Below are 15,149 nucleotides of genomic sequence, written 5' to 3' on the forward strand. Positions count from 1 at the left end.
CGCTTGTTCCGATGTTGCATTTGTGATACTTTTATGCCCCGTTATCGCATTTCTAAAAATGAAAAATCCGCATATCTGGCTGCATCTGTTGGGCGCAGCGCTGCTGCCGCTCACCGCTCATTCGGCATCGGTCGATGTCGACATCAAGCTGCTTTCCGCCGACGCACTCGAAGTAAGCTTTGCGCTGCCGGAGCATTGCACTGCCCTCGCCTTCCTCAAGGACGGGCGCGGCGGCCAGGAGATCCGCGCCGCATGGCAGAAGCAAAACGATTGCGCCGCACCGGAAGGCGATCTGCTGAAAAGCGCCGGCGCCTGCACCGCGCGCGTCCGCGTGCCGGCGACGATGCAAAAGATCAGCGGCTATCCAGGCTCCTTCCCCGCGCCCGGCGGCATGTACGTCCACAGCTCGAACTACGCGCTGGCCGACAGCTGCGGGCCGGTGCGCTACCGCTACCTGGCGGCGGACATCGTCATGGACGGCCACCGCTACCGCGACACGGCAAACGCCTCCGACGCCACCGGCGGCGACACCGCCGCCATGCTGATGCTGACGCCACAGACTTCGGCCTCGCTGGACTATTTCGATCCACGCCTGTCGGCGGCGACGGTCGAGCAAATCCGCGAGGTGGCCGACGGCACGATCTCTTATCTGAGCAAACAGCTGCCGTTGGCGCGCTTCACCCGGCCGGTGATTGCAGCGATCGCCGCCAGCGAACCAGGCGGCCCCAATGTCGGCGGCGACGCCAGCAACATCCTGCGACTGACTTTGTTCAACTGGCCGCAGGTACAGGGACCGGACGAGAAATCCAAGTTGACGGTGCTGGTGTCGCACGAATTCAGCCACCGCTTCCAGCTGCGCGACGCGGTCGATGTCTATCCCGATGCGCGCCTGATCAACGAAGGCGGCGGCGAGTTCCTGCGCTGGCTGACATCGGTGCAGCAAGGTTGGCTCACGCGCCAGGAGGCGGCAGCGCAACTGGACAAGGCGCTGGCCGAATGCGTCCTCTACACCGAAGGCAAAAGCTGGCGCGCGCTGACGCCGCGCGAGATCGGAGGCCAGCGGCTCGAATACCTGTGCGGCCTGCCGACCTACGTTTACAGCCTGGCGGCGCGCCAGGGGCCAGGCACCGCGCTGGCGCGCTTCGACCGCTTCTACCATCAACTACGTCAGGACCAGGTGCCCGACTTCGCGCAGGCGCTGGAATGCGGCGACACGCCGGGCTGCAAGCCGCAGGTGCTGCCAGCATTGCTGACCTCCACCGCGACCATGGAACAACAGTGGATCGACGTGCTGCCCAAGACCGGGCTGACGACGCTGCGCACACCCAACCAGGCCTTGCGGGACCGGATGGTACTGCGCGCAGTGGTCAAGCTGATGGTCGACGACTGCGCCGGCCGCAGCGGCACCACCGAGACGCCGGAAGGCATCATCCTCGACGGCATGGCCGTCTGCAAATCGATCCACAAGGACAGCTACGCGACCAGCATTGAAGGCCATCCGATATTCGGCGACGCCGCCACCGGGCCAGCCATGACCAACGCCTGCCTGGCGCGGCATGAAGTGGCGTTCGGCTTGAAGGATGGCGGCAAGCTGGTAGTGCCCTGCCAGACGCCGTATCAAATGCGCACGGCGTTCTACGCCATCGATATCGACAAAGCCCTGTCCCAGTTGCTGCGCGAATGAGCCAGGCCACAAACAAAATCGGATTGCGCAGGCAGCTCGCCACTTGTGCGCTATTGTCCGGCGTGGCGGCGTTGATTATTTTTTGCTTTCATCAGCCGCCATATACCGCGTCGCTACTTGCCGGCCTGCCGCTGCATATTCAGGTCGTCGTGGGCTTGGGGATAGGCTGCGCGTACTGGGCCAGCACGCAAATCGGCTACCGGTTTGCAGCCAAGTCGAATACAACGAAAAGCACCGTCGAGAGTTACAGCCGCCTGGACCTAAGCGGAAGAAATCCAATCTGGATTTCTCTGGCGGCGGGCTTCGGGGAAGAACTGCTGTTTCGCGGCGCGCTCCAACCGCTGACAGGCATCTGGCTCACGTCCGCGATATTTGTGATTGCTCACACACGAGCCTATCGCTTTAACGGTTTCAACAAGCGCGTGCTAATGCAAGCCTGCGCGGTTTTCGGTGCCAGCATGGCCTTCGGCCTGATAGCCATGTACGTCGGACTGGTCGCCGCGATGATCACACATGCCGCCCTGGACATCGTTGGCTTGTATGTGATCAAAGCCGAAATACGCAAGCTCCAGCCCCAGTCCTGACGACTAAGCTTGATCGTGCGCGCGTCCAACCCAACGTTGATGCCGACAGTGCCGCATCCACTGCACTGCCGGTTGCAACGGGTTCATGCCACTCTCCAGCGGCGGATTTGCCTTGTGCCATTAGGCTGTGCTAAATTGATGTGACGTATTGATAACATTGACCACCTATGTCGCTCACACTGAGAAAACTCAAGCTTTGGCGGGAAATGATTGAGACATTTAGGCCATCTAATTTTTGTTGGGCCAACTATGCAGTTCCTCTTTGAAATTGAAGACGTTTTCGATGTTACTGGGCGTGGTTGCGTGGTCGTTCCGGGTATTCCCTATTCGTTTCCCGGTGGTGTCCGCGTCGGTGCGCACATTGTCGTCGAAACGCCGGCAGGTTCACGTCTCGACACTACGATTTCGGCTTTCGAAATGATCAACAGGGGGGAACTCGTGGAACACGCACCTTTCTCGCTACCGCGCACGATCTCGAAGGAACAGCTTCCGGTTGGCTCTCGAGTTTTTTTGGTAAGTGACGCAAATGTCTAACGATTCCATCAACTGGACGCCCCAAAATCTGTGCTTTTGGAGTTCCTTACGCGCTGCGCGCTCCGGCAGCCAGTTACTTTGCACGTTAGGTGCAGATAAAGCATGCAATTCGTGAATTCACATCTCGGCCCATTCCTGATGCTAGCGCTGCTGGCGGTGCTCGTGCTGGTCTTTGGGCTTATCTTCGGTGCTGTTCAAGCCCTGCCCGTCCGACACCCTTTGCGCACACGGGTCGAAATTCTTTGGCATTGGCTAAAGGAAAATCCGGAACTTGCTGGCAAGCGCCTTCAGCAGTCAGTGTTCGCGCTTCTGGTTTTAGTTTTCACAATTCTTACAATTGTCTATTCGTGAAAAGGCCTCTAACCGATCATTGTAGCGACCGCCTTCGGCGCCGCTGACTTCCACGCTAGTCGACTACTGCCATGCTCAAAATTGCGCTTACCCTCATAGTTGTGCTGATCAGTGTTTATTGGGTGGGAGAAAAAGCCAGAAAAAACCTGAAAATTGACGCATTCCTATCAGCGATTGAGGGACATTACTCAAAACTCAATAACAGGCTTGAAGATGCTACAACCATGAGTGGCCTGCGTTTTCTTCGCCGACTCTATGGCTGGGCAAGCGTTTTTTTGTTCGCTTGCCTCTTTGTTTTTCAAAGATTTTTCCAGCCAACCCCAGCAAATTTTCTACATCTGTTCTGGGCATTCGGGTTCACGTTTATGGGTTGGTTCTCGATAAAGTGGGTCATCGACCACAAGAACACGGTTGGTGAATTTTCAAGAAATAATGCGTTAATGATTTTCGCCCCCCTTTTGATGGGTATTTTTGATCTGATCTTTCACGCCTCTTTTACGGAAATCCTACTTCTTCCATTTCAACAAGCTGCGGCAACACTGCATTTCAACATGCCAGAAATATCAAACCCACTGGCTATCGGCGGCGCGGTCTCACTAGTATTCCTTGCCTTTTTTGGCATCTACTATTTACTGACTTGGGCTGTCACTGTTCCTGTGTTTCTAATTTCCGTATTCGCGGTGGTGCTCCCAATAAGGTTCGCACGAGTTTTGGCTCAAATAGATCGCAACAATACTTTTTTTTGGCTTACCGTGTTTGTGATGTTTGTGATCTCGGTGTGGCTAACCCGGCTATAAGTCGGCTAACTCATCATTCCATCGGACTTGTGCAAAAAGCCACGCAGGCCGGTGAATTGAGACGTCGTTGCGCTGGCGGCGAGAGACGGTTCACGGACGGTTCTTTCAGATTCGGCGAAGGCTGATCCTGATCCGATCGTTTCCGATGCGGCGCACTAAAATCCTAACTACTAGCTCAACCAGACGCGCTGATGCGCACCGGTCATTTTGAAACGTTGACATCCTTGTTGCGTGATGCGCAACATGCTATATTATCCTTATGATTCAATCATTCCGTCACAAAGGCCTGCGAAAATTCTTTGAAACGGGAAGCTCCGCTGGCGTCCAGGCGAGCCACGCCAAGCGGCTCCGCATGCAGCTAGCCGCCTTGGACACAGCGCACACCATTGAGGACATGGACGTTCCTGGGTTTGCCCTTCATCCGCTCAAAGGCTCCATTCGCGGCAGGTGGGCTGTTTCCGTGAACGGCAACTGGCGCTTAACGTTTGAGTTCAAAGACGGCAACGCGTACGTTCTAGACTACGAGGATTATCACTAATGGCTATGCATGCCCCGCCCCATCCCGGTGAGTTCATCACCGAAATCTATCTGGAGCCCAATGGCATCAGCGGCCGCGAGCTCGCGGTCAAGCTTGATGTTGCGGCCTCTACCCTTAGCCGCATTCTCAAGGGCACGAGTCGCGTCACGCCCGAAATGGCGCTCCGCCTTTCCAAGGCCATTGGCCGTTCGCCCGAGAGCTGGCTCGCCATGCAAGACAACCACGATCTTTGGTTGGCTCGCCAGCACGTCAATCTGCAACGTGTTGGCAAGCTCAAGCTGACACGGACAATTCTTATGGCTTGAACGTTCGCGCCTCCAACACGACATTGATGCTTGCCGCACCAGCATCCGCCGCGCTGCGCGCCAGCAGCACCTTGTAACTGCCCTTAACCACGCGCCAGCTCTTGCTGCGGCTGTCGTAGGTCGCCAGCAGGCGCGGATCGACTGTCACGCTGACTTCCGTGCTTTCGCCGGGCGCCAGTTCGACCTTGTCCCAGCCGGCCAGGCGTTTCGGCGCTTCCCACTTCGCGCCCTGCGGCGCCACGTACAGTTGCGGCACGTCCTTGCCTTTGACCGCGCCGGTGTTGGTCACCTTGAAGCGCAGTTGCAGCTTGCCGTCCTTCTGGCTGGCGGCCAGGCCGGTGTACGCGAACTGCGTGTACGACAGGCCATGACCGAACGGGAACAACGGCTTCAATCCCTTCAAGTCGAACCACTTGTAGCCGATCGCCGCGCCTTCGTGATAGGTGACGGCGAAGCGGGTTTTCTCGTCCTTCGGATCGCCATCCAGCACCGGTCGTGGCAACTGGGAAGCCGATGCCGGATAGGTCGCCGGCAAGCGTCCCGATGGATTGACTTCGCCGAACAGCACGCGGGCGATGGCCTCGCCGCCGCTGGTACCGGCGTACCACGCTTGCAGCACGGCGGCGCTCTGATCCAGCCACGGCATCAGCACCGGACCGGCAGTCTCCAGCACCACCACCGTCTTCGGATTGGCCTTGGCGACGGCGGCTATCAGCGCGTCCTGATTATCCGGCAGCGACAGCGACACCGCATCGAGCGCCTCGCCTATCCACTGCTGCGCGAACACCAGCACCACATCCGCATCGGCCGCTGCACTGGCGGCGGCTGCTGCATCCAGACCATCGAGGTAGACCACTCGAGCGCCCGGCGCGCGCGCCTGGATCGCCTTCAGCGGCGACGACGGATGGTAGACCACCGGACCGGGCCAAGTGGTCGGCGCGATTCCCGTCACTGCGCTGCCGCCGACCGGATACACCAGCGACGATCCGCCGCCGGCCAGCACGCCCACATCCGCATGCGCGCCGATGACGACGATCTTCTTCGCGCCGGCCTTCAACGGCAGCACGCTGCCCGCGTTCTTCAGCAGGACCATCCCGTCCTCCGCATCGCTGCGGCTGACCAGCGCATGCGCGGCGAAGTCGATCGCCCCGCCCTCCGTCACCGGATGATCGACCACGCCTTTGTCAAACATGGTGCGCAGGATGCGGAACACCATATTGTCCAGACGCGCCTGCGGCACATGGCCATTGGCGACCGCCTCCTCCAGCGCATTGCCGAAGTACTGGCTCTTGTCGAACTCCCAGGCCGATTGCTGATCGAGACCGCTGTTGGCGGAAGCCACCGTGCTGTGCACCGCGCCCCAGTCGGACATGACGTAGCCCTTGAAACCCCAGTCCTTCTTCAGCACCTGGTTGAGCAGGTAGTCGCTCTCGCAGGCGTAGGCGCCGTTCAGGCGGTTGTAGGCGCACATGACGGAACCGGGATCGGCCTGCTCCAGCACCAGCTGGAAGGCCAGCAGGTCGGACATGCGGTTGCTGGCGTCGTCGATACGGCTGTCAAGAATGAAGCGGCCGGTCTCCTGGTCGTTGACGGCGAAATGCTTCATCGTCGCGATCACGTGATTGGACTGGATGCCTTTGATTTGCTGCGCCACCATGGTGCTGGTCAGCAGCGGATCTTCACCGGCGTATTCGAAATTGCGGCCGTTGCGCGGCTCGCGCAGCAGGTTCACGCCGCCGGCCAGCATGACGTTGAAGCCGGAGGCGCGCGCCTCGGCGCCTATCATCGCACCGCCGCTGTAGGCCAGCTTGCGGTCCCAGGTGGCGGCGGTGGCCAGGCCGGACGGCAGCGAGGTGCGCTCACGCGGCGTCTTGCCGGCCTGGCTGGCGACGCCCAGGCCGGCGTCGGTCTCGAACAGCGCCGGCAGGCCGAGGCGCGGCACGCCTGCGATATAGCCCGCCGATAAAGGCAGCGCGGCCGGATTGCGTTTCTTGCCGGCGAAGTCGTTGCCGAACCAGCCCATCACCCAGCCCAGTTTTTCCTGCTGCGTCATCGCTTGCAGCGCCAGCGTCGCGCGCTGGTCGGCGCCCAGCCTGGCGTCCAGCCACGGGCGGTTGGTCGGAACGGTGTCGGCGGCGCTGGCCGGCAGCGCGCCGGCAATCGCCAGCGCCAGCGCCAGCAAACGAAGATTCAAAGCAGATTTCAAAGTGTCTCCTTGTTGTCGATGCAAACCACGGCGTCCACCGACGCCGTGGTGTCCCGCCTTAGTAGTTGATGCCGAGCCGCATGCCGACCGTGCGCGGTTCGATATAGCCGGCCTGCATCTGGCCGCCGGTCGCCGCACCGCCCCAGGTTTTGGCCCAGGTATCGCTGACGTTGCGCACATAGCCTTCCAGGTTCCACTTGTCGTCCGGGCTGATCAGCTTGAGCGAGACGTCGCCCTTGGCGTAGCCCTTCTGCGACAGGCCGATATGCGGGTCGTCGAAGTTGAGCAGGTCAAAGTATATCTTGCTCTGGTAGCGCATCCCGCCCCAGGCCACCAGCTTGTAGCCGCTGTCGAGATTGAAGTCCTGCGACAGGTTCAGGCCGAAGGTGTATTTCGGCGCGTTCGGCAGCGTGTTGCCTTCGAGGTTGCGGGCGCGGCGGCCGCGCAGGCGCGCCTCCGGTCCGCTGTACATCTCGGGACATTTCGAGACCGAATTGAACTCGATGCGCTCGTTGCACAGGTAGCCGTCGTTGTAGGAATCGTAGTCGTGGATGGTCGGCTTGATGTAGCTGGCGAAGCCGCCCAGCTTGGCGCCGGCCCACGGCTTGTAGTCCCATTCGATTTCCACCCCGGGGATGTTGACCTTGGCCACGTTGACGGTCTGCCAGCCATGCTGGATGTCGCACGCCGGATCGGTGGTGCATGGGCTCTTCGGTATCACCTGGGCGAAGAAGTTGTCGCCGGTGATCTGCATGTCCTTGTAGCGCTGGAAGAACGCCACCACCGACAGGCCCAAACGGTTCTGCAGCAGCTTGGCCTTGTAGCCCAGCTCGAAGTTGATGACCGTCTCCGGGCCGTACGGCGTGTACGTGATGTTGGGCGTCGGCCCGCTCACGCACACCATGCCGCCGCACAGATCGTGCTTGTCGCCGAAGCCGCCGGATTTGTAGCCGGTCGAGATCGAACCATAGGCCATCTCCTGCGCGTTGATCTGCTTGCTCAAGCCCAGGCGCCAGGTGAGTTTGCGCCAGCTGTCCGCGTGGTCGTTCGGAGTCGGATCGCCGAAGCCAAGCAAGGCTTGCGGGCCGTTGTTCGGGCCCATCGCCGTGGTCAGGTCGTTGCCGTTGTGCGGACGCCAGCCGGGCGAACCGGGCACTCCAGGATTGATCAGGCCGAGATAGTAGGCGTTCGGGAAGCCGCCGCCCCAACTGGCGCCGCCGTAGTTCAAGCCGCCCTGGTCGGATTTGCTGTCGCGGCTGAAGCGCGCGCCGGCGGTGCCGGTCCAGGTCGGCGCGAAGGTCCAGTCGGCCTGCGCAAAGGCGGCCTTGGCGTCGATCTCGCGGTCGGGCTGCGCGTAGTACTGGGCGATCGGCGCGCCGTACGGGCCGTAGACCAGGGTCTCCTGCGAGAAGTTGATCTGGTTTTTCTCGTGCATCCAGAACAGGCCGGCCACGTATTTGAGCGCGCCGAAAGTCTGCTTCAATTGCAGCTCGTTGACAGTGGACTTGTAGCGCGAATCATGGGTGCGGGTGGCGTTGTCCTTGACCGGCCACGTGCCCCAGTTGCCGCCCGACGACAGCGGCAGGCTGGCTTCGATCTGGAACGGCAGCGGATGGAAGCCGTTGTCGTCGTCGTGCACCTGGCTGCGCTGCTGGTCGGCCCAGGCGAAGCCGTAGTCCAGCGTGGTGTTGGCGTTGACGTTCCAGGTGGCTTGCGAGCGCACGGTGTTGATCGTCATGTCGGTCTTGCCCGGCACGTTGATCAGCACATCCCACTGGCCGTGCGTACAGGCGTAGCGGGTGCCGGCGGCCTGGTCGCAATCGCGCACGTTGACGTAGCCGGCGCCGTTGTTCTGGAATTTTTCCGCCGTCAGCAGCCATTCGACATCGCGCCCGAACTTCATGCGCGCGGCCAGCCGGCCGGCCCATTCGTCCTGGTTGTTGTAGGCGTTGGCCGCGTCGACCTTGGTGTTGTAGCGCTGGTCCACCAGCGGCGTACCGGCCGGGAACACCGCGCCGAAGCCCCGGTCGGTGTAGCCGGTGAAGTCCTGCAGCTGGTTCAGGCGGCTGTCCTTTTTCACTTTCATGAAGGTGGCGCGCAAGGCCAACCAGTCGTTGACGGCGATGTTCTGGATCATGTTGAGCTGCTTCATGTGCAGGCTGCCCATCTCGTACGAACTGCTGCCGTAGGTGCTGCCGAATTCCGGCTTGGCCGGAATGATGTTGATGCTGCCGGCGGTGGAGTTGCGGCCGAACAGCGTGCCTTGCGGGCCGCGCAGCACTTCCACCTGCTCCAGGTCGAACATCAGCGCCTGCGCGCCCTGCGGACGCGGCGAGTACAGGCCCGCCACGTGCAGGCCGGCCGAAGGATCGCCGATCTCGGTGAAGTTGGTGGCGCTGATGCCGCGAATGGTGATCTGCACCGCCGAATCGTTACCCTCGCTCATCTGCACATTCGGCAGCTCGCCGGAAATGCCCTTGAGCGTGGTGATACCCTGGCGGGTCAGCTTGTCCTGGGTGAAGGCGGTGACCGCCAGCGGGGTTTTCAACAGCGAGGTGGCGTAGCGGGTGGCGGTTACCTTCACTTCGGCGATGCCGTCCTTGTCGACGTCGGCGCCGACGACTTTAGGAGCGGCAGCTGCGTCCTCCGCTGCGGCAAAGGCGTGTTGCGCCGTCAGGCTGAAGGCGCTGGCAATTGCCAGGCTCATTAATGTTTTCTTGGTCATCGCGTGCAAAATATGTCTCCTGCTTTTATAGGTGTAAAAAAGCCGGCCCCTGTATCGAGGCCGGCAACTTCGCGGCGGGCGAAGCGATGAACTTGTTGCTGGTCCTTATTGGGCGATCAGCTTGAACGACTGGGCCGGTGTGCCGTTGCAGTCCCAGATCTGCAATTGCACGCCGTTGGCGGTGGAGGCGGCCGGCACGTCCAGGCACTTGCCGCTGGAGCGGCCGACGAATTTGTAATAGCCGTCGCCCTGGTCCACCGCCTGCCATTGCTGGTTGCTGCCGCCGCCGTAGGTCCACAGCTGGACCGGCGAGCCGTTGGCCGTGCCCCAACCGGCCACGTCCCACGCCAGCGCCGGCGCCTGCTGGCTGCTGACGCGGTAGTTGCCGCTGTCGGTGGGCGTGAACTTCCACTGCTGGTTGGCGGCGCCACGGCTGTCGCAAGCCCATTGATGGACCACGGCGCCGTTGCTGGTCGAGAACTCGGCGTCGTCGACGCAGGAGCCGCTGTTCTTGTTGACCACGCTGTACCACTTGCTCGGGTCGATGCCCTTGACCGGGTCGGTGTGGAACTGCACGTCGAAGGCGTTGCTGGTGAAGCCGGCGCCGTTGCGCCAGATTTCCGTGCCCGCTTCGACGTCCAGCAGGTACCAGTTGTTGTTGACCACGTTGCGCCCGACCGAGTCGCGGAAGAATGGCACCAGGTCGAAGTTGACTTCGTTCACCGGCGAGGTGGCGACGTAGGAGATGATGTTCCAGCCCGGCCAGCCACCCGGATTTTTCCAGTCGATCCACACGTCCCAGTTCATGCCGTTGAGGTTGACGTTGCCGGTCTTGCTGCCGGCCGGTTGCGCCGGGCCGTTGTGGTTAATCCAGATCATGATCTCGGCGCCGTCCGGCTGGCCGCTGGCCGGCGCGGTGGGGCCGGACGAGAACCAGATGTCGTAGGCCACGTCCCAGTTGCCGGCCGCGCCGGGCGCGATGCGCCAGCGGGTCGGCGCGTAAGTCAGCGCCTTCGCCTGCAGCGGCAAGCCGCTGTCCTTGGTGCACGAGCCCCAGTGGCAACCCTTGTAAATGGCCGGATAGGAGGCCGGTGTGCTGTCCGGCGACGACGGCGCGCTGCTCAAGCTCCATTCGCCGGTGTCGGGATTGACGTTGATGCACTGCGAACCGCTGGCCTTGTCGTTCCAGAAGTTGGTGATGACGGTGTAGGTCTCGCCCAGCACCGGATACGAGGCGTAACGCTCGCAGCTCGATGCGGCCATGCCGGGTGCGCTGTAGGCGAGCGTGATGGCTGCCGCGAGCGTCAATTTGGAAAGCGTGGTGTATGTCATTTGCTTAGTCTCCATAATATTTTTGTAAGAGATCTCCCTGTACGCAACGCCAAACAACAACATTGCATACAGATAAAGCATAGTCAGATTGCCAGCCCTCCACCCGTTCAAAGTTGCGCAGCGTGGGGAGTGTCTTTTCAACCACAACACATGTAACGGTACTGGTCTTGCCAGAAAGAGATGACTATTATGGAAACGTTTCACTCATCTTTACATTTTACCAATCTGTAGGACGGAACAAGTTTATGCACATGCCCTCCCCCACGTCCCGGCCGCTGGAATACCGGCTGAACCAGGTCCTGGACTACATCGACGGGCATCTGGGCCAAAACCTGAATCTCGACTGCCTGGCCGCGTTGGCCCACCTGTCGCGCTACCATTTCCTGCGCCGTTTCCAACAGTGGAGCGCCGAAGCGCCGCATGCCTACGTGCGCCGGCGCCGGCTGGAGACCGGTGCCTCGCAGCTGCTGTATTCGGCCGATTCGATCGCCGCCATCGCGCAGAATTGCGGCTTCGATACCGCCGACGGCTTCGCCCGCGCGTTCCGCCAATACTTCGGCCTGTCGCCATCTCGCTGGCGCGACCAGCGGCGCGACATGGCCGCCGCCAGCAGCCAGGGTCCGGTGGCCGGCCAGAACGGGCCGGTGCGCATCGTCCGCCTGCCGACCGCGCGCGTGGCCTACACGCGCCACTTCGGTCCCTACGACGTGGACAGCGCGGCGCAATGGTCGCAGCTCGACACCTGGTGCCGCCAGCATGCGCTGCCGCCGTCGCCGCGCTTCGGCATGGGACTGGACGATCCCGATATCACCGCGCCGGAAAAATGCCGTTACGACGTCTGCGTGGAACTGCCCGAGGATTTTGTGGCGCCGGCCGGCATGCCGATCAAGACCATCGCCGGCGGCGCGCACGCGGTGCTGCGCTTCATCGGCCCGCGCGTGCTAAGCAAGGACGCCTGGCACCGGCTGCTGCGCGACGGCGTGCTGTACGGCCGCTACAAGGCCGCGGCCCGCCCCTGCTTTGAACGTTACGAAGCGGATCGGCTCGACGCCTGCGTGGAGGCGCAGGATTGCGAGCTATGCCTGCCGCTGGAGCCGCAGATGGATTTGTGATCAGCCGGCCGACAGCATGGCCGACATGCCGATCAGCGTGGGATATTGTTCGGTGATGACGAAGGTGGGGATGTGCGCCAGGTAGTCCGAGAAGCGGCCCTTCTGCTCGAAGCGCGCGCGGAAGCCGGAGCGCTCGAAGAACTCGCTCATCTGCGGCACGATGCGGCCGCCGATGTAGATGCCGCCCTTGGCGCCCAGGGTCAGCGCGACGTTGCCGGCCACGGTGCCGAGCATGTCGCAGAAGGCGTCCAGCGTTTCCTCGCACACGGGGCACAGGCGATGCAGGCCGCGCTCCATGATCTGCGCGGTGCTCAGGTCCTGCGGCTCGACGCGGGCGCGCTCGGCCAGCGCGCGGTACACCAGCGCGATGCCGATGCCCGACACCAGCCGCTCGCTCGACACGTGCTCGTGGTAGCGGCGCGCATAGCGCAGGATGTCGATCTCGCGTTCGTTCATCGGCGCGAAGGTGCTGTGGCCTCCTTCGCTGTCGATGGCGATCCAGCGGTCGCCGGCCGGCACCAGGCCGGACACGCCCAGTCCCGCATCCGCGCCCACCAGGCCGATGATGGCGCCGCTGCGCGCCGCGCCGCCGCCGATCTGGCGCTTGTGGTCCGGCGCCAGGTAGGGCAAGGCGCTCGCCAATGCGGTGAAGTCGTTCACCACCACCAGCGATTTCAAACTGAATTGCGAACACACCGCCTCGATCGAGAACGACCAGTGGTGGTTGGTCATCGTCACCCAGTCGCCGTCGATGGGATTGGCGATGGCGATGCCGGCGAAGCGCGCCTGGTAGCCGCCCGCAGCCACCGTGGCGGTCTGCGACAGATAGGCCACCAGCGCCGCGCCCAAGGTCGGATAGGCCGCGCAATCGGTCACCCAGATCGCTTCGATGCGGTTGGGGGCTGTCTCCAGGCCGAAGCTGGCGCTGGTGCCGCCGATGTCGGCCAGCAGGCGCGGGCCGTGTGCGAGGTGCGAAAAAGATTCGCGTTTCATTGTCTCTTCCTTGTTATTACCGGCGGCTTGATTATATGTCACGTCGTTTATGAAAACGTTTTCAAGCACTGTTTTCATTAAATAACGTATCCGGATGAAAGTCAATGCGGGATCACGGGCGGATTTGGCGGAAAGCCGCAAAATTTATGGTAATCTTCCGGCGAAAAGGTTTTCAGATAAAAAACAATAGGACTTGCCTTGGCAGACACCCCCCACTCCTCCGGCCCATCGACCCTGATGGATGTTGCACGCCAGGCGGGAGTATCGCCCAGTACCGTGTCGCGCATCCTCAACGGCACCGCCAAGGTGTCGGACGACAAGCGCCTGGCCGTGCTGGCCGCCATCGACAAGATGAAGTTCGCGCCCAACCAGATGGCGCAGGGCCTGAAAAAAGGCCGCTCGATGACCATCGGCATCGTGGTGCAGGACATCTCCTCCCCCTTCTTCGACGAAACGCTGCGCGGCGTCGACGACGGCTTGAAGGGCACCGGCTACGCCTCGGTGATCGTCAGCGGCCACTGGAACGCGGAAGAGGAAGCGGACCGTATGCGCCTGCTGCTGGCGCGCAAGGTCGACGGCATCATCCTGCTGTCGGGCCGCATGTCGGACCAGGCCGTGCTGGGCTTTTCCAGCCAGCGCCCCATCGTCTCCACCGGCCGCGCGCTGCAAACCCGCAGCGCCCTGGGCTTCAAGCTGGACAATGAATCGGGCGCCTATCTGGCGGTCCACCACCTGATCGAGCTGGGCCACCGCAAGATCGCCTTCATCTCCGGCCCGGCCAACAACATCGACGCCGCCGAGCGCCTGGCCGGCTACACCCGCGCGCTGAGCGAGGCGCACATCGAGCTGGACGCCAACCTGATCGTCGAAGGCAACTACCACGAGTCCAGCGGCATGCTGGCCATGAACCGCCTGTTCGACACGCACCAGCAATTTACCGCCGTCTTCGCGGCCAACGACCTGAGCGCGTACGGCGCGCGGCTGGCGCTGTACCGCAAGGGCATCCGCGTGCCGGACGACATCTCGCTGGTCGGCTTCGACGATTTGCCCGGTTCCTCATATACCACGCCGCCTCTAACGACTATACGCCAGCCCTTGTATGACATCGGCCGCATCGCCACCCAGGCGCTGCTGCGCATCATCAACGGCGAGGAAGCACGGGGCGAAGTGCCGCCGCTGGAGCTGATCGTGCGCGAAACCACGCGGCGCGTGCGCTGACCGAAGTAGCCACACGGAAAACTGGTCTTTTCTGCACCAAAGGCCCATCCGCTTTACAATGACGGACGTTTCGGCAAGAATCACCCTCGATCTTTTTCACATCGTCAAACCAACAAAAGGAAGAACAATGGAACATACCCTGCCACCACTGCCATATGCAATCGACGCCTTGGCGCCGCACATCTCGCAAGAAACGCTGGAATACCACTACGGTAAGCATCATCAAACGTATGTGACCAACCTGAACAACCTGATCAAGGGTACCGAGTTCGAGAACCTGTCCCTGGAAGAGATCGTCAAGAAATCGTCCGGCGGCATCTTCAACAACTCCGCCCAGGTATGGAACCACACCTTCTACTGGAACGGCCTGACCCCAACCGGCAAAGGCGCACCATCCGGCGCGCTGGCCGACGCGATCAACGCCAAGTGGGGTTCGTTCGACAAGTTCAAGGAAGAGTTCACCAAGTCGTGCGTAGGCAACTTCGGTTCGAGCTGGACCTGGTTGGTGAAAAAAGCCGACGGTTCCCTGGACATCGTCAACACCTCCAACGCCGCCACCCCGCTGACCACCGACGCCAAAGCGCTGCTGACCTGCGACCTGTGGGAACACGCCTACTACATCGACTACCGCAACGTACGTCCTAAGTATGTAGAGACCTTCTTCAAGCTGGCCAACTGGGACTTCGCAGCCGCCAACTTCGCCTGAGCGACCTAAGCCGCTAACCCGGGGTCAGGTCCCCCATTTGAGCATGAGCCCGGTTGTATTAACC

The 15,149-nt window shown here is 61.6% G+C and carries 13 protein-coding genes; 9 read left to right on the plus strand and 4 right to left on the minus strand.

Going from position 1 to position 15,149, the window contains the following annotated elements:
* Positions 1-58: 58 nt before the first annotated feature.
* From V6M89_RS17625 to V6M89_RS17650, 6 genes are all read left to right on the plus strand, one after another.
* Positions 59-1,684: a hypothetical protein gene (locus V6M89_RS17625; RefSeq protein ID WP_332854381.1), complete on the plus strand. Its 1,626-nt coding sequence runs from the start codon at positions 59-61 to the stop codon at positions 1,682-1,684.
* Complete coding sequence (locus V6M89_RS17630; protein ID WP_332854382.1) at positions 1,681-2,268, plus strand: CPBP family intramembrane glutamic endopeptidase; 588 nt, start codon at positions 1,681-1,683, stop codon at positions 2,266-2,268. Before V6M89_RS17625 ends, V6M89_RS17630 begins: the two co-directional genes overlap by 4 nt.
* A 636-nt stretch (positions 2,269-2,904) precedes the next feature.
* Positions 2,905-3,153 (plus strand): hypothetical protein, encoded by a 249-nt coding sequence (locus tag V6M89_RS17635; protein WP_332854383.1) that lies wholly within the window; start codon positions 2,905-2,907, stop codon positions 3,151-3,153.
* A gap of 71 nt (positions 3,154-3,224) precedes the next feature.
* Complete coding sequence (locus V6M89_RS17640) at positions 3,225-3,950, plus strand: hypothetical protein (protein WP_332854384.1); 726 nt, start codon at positions 3,225-3,227, stop codon at positions 3,948-3,950.
* A gap of 259 nt (positions 3,951-4,209) precedes the next feature.
* Entirely contained in the window at positions 4,210-4,488 is a 279-nt protein-coding gene (locus V6M89_RS17645; protein ID WP_332854385.1) for a type II toxin-antitoxin system RelE/ParE family toxin, read from the plus strand.
* Positions 4,488-4,793: a HigA family addiction module antitoxin gene (locus V6M89_RS17650; RefSeq protein WP_332854386.1), complete on the plus strand. Its 306-nt coding sequence runs from the start codon at positions 4,488-4,490 to the stop codon at positions 4,791-4,793. Before V6M89_RS17645 ends, V6M89_RS17650 begins: the two co-directional genes overlap by 1 nt.
* Here V6M89_RS17650 and V6M89_RS17655 read toward each other — a convergent pair.
* From V6M89_RS17655 to V6M89_RS17665, 3 genes are all read right to left on the minus strand, one after another.
* Positions 4,783-6,999, minus strand: coding sequence for a glycoside hydrolase family 3 C-terminal domain-containing protein (locus V6M89_RS17655; protein ID WP_332854387.1), 2,217 nt, complete (start codon positions 6,997-6,999; stop codon positions 4,783-4,785). The two genes, V6M89_RS17650 and V6M89_RS17655, sit on opposite strands and share 11 nt — an antisense overlap.
* A 58-nt stretch (positions 7,000-7,057) precedes the next feature.
* Positions 7,058-9,706: a TonB-dependent receptor gene (locus V6M89_RS17660; protein WP_332854388.1), complete on the minus strand. Its 2,649-nt coding sequence runs from the start codon at positions 9,704-9,706 to the stop codon at positions 7,058-7,060.
* A gap of 123 nt (positions 9,707-9,829) precedes the next feature.
* A complete protein-coding gene (locus V6M89_RS17665; RefSeq protein WP_332854389.1) occupies positions 9,830-11,056 on the minus strand; it encodes an RICIN domain-containing protein in 1,227 nt (408 codons plus the stop codon).
* Between the two features lie 245 nt (positions 11,057-11,301).
* On the opposite strand from V6M89_RS17665, the gene V6M89_RS17670 reads away from it, so the two are divergent.
* Positions 11,302-12,168, plus strand: a complete 867-nt coding sequence (locus V6M89_RS17670; protein WP_332854390.1) for an AraC family transcriptional regulator — start codon at positions 11,302-11,304, stop codon at positions 12,166-12,168.
* Here the strand turns inward: V6M89_RS17670 and V6M89_RS17675 are convergent, their stop codons facing one another.
* Positions 12,169-13,161 (minus strand): glucokinase, encoded by a 993-nt coding sequence (locus tag V6M89_RS17675; protein WP_332854391.1) that lies wholly within the window; start codon positions 13,159-13,161, stop codon positions 12,169-12,171.
* 237 nt (positions 13,162-13,398) lie between these two features.
* Between V6M89_RS17675 and V6M89_RS17680 the strand changes: the two genes are divergently transcribed.
* Both V6M89_RS17680 and sodB read left to right on the plus strand, forming a co-directional pair.
* The gene (locus V6M89_RS17680) at positions 13,399-14,379 is read left to right on the plus strand and encodes a LacI family DNA-binding transcriptional regulator (RefSeq protein WP_332854395.1); all 981 of its coding nucleotides are present in this window, start codon (positions 13,399-13,401) and stop codon (positions 14,377-14,379) included.
* 127 nt (positions 14,380-14,506) lie between these two features.
* Positions 14,507-15,085, plus strand: coding sequence for a superoxide dismutase [Fe] (gene sodB / locus V6M89_RS17685; RefSeq protein ID WP_332854392.1), 579 nt, complete (start codon positions 14,507-14,509; stop codon positions 15,083-15,085).
* The last annotated feature ends 64 nt before the right edge of the window (positions 15,086-15,149 follow it).

Origin of the sequence: Duganella sp. S19_KUP01_CR8 (genome assembly GCF_036688705.1) — a bacterium.
Lineage (GTDB): Bacteria > Pseudomonadota > Gammaproteobacteria > Burkholderiales > Burkholderiaceae_D > Rugamonas.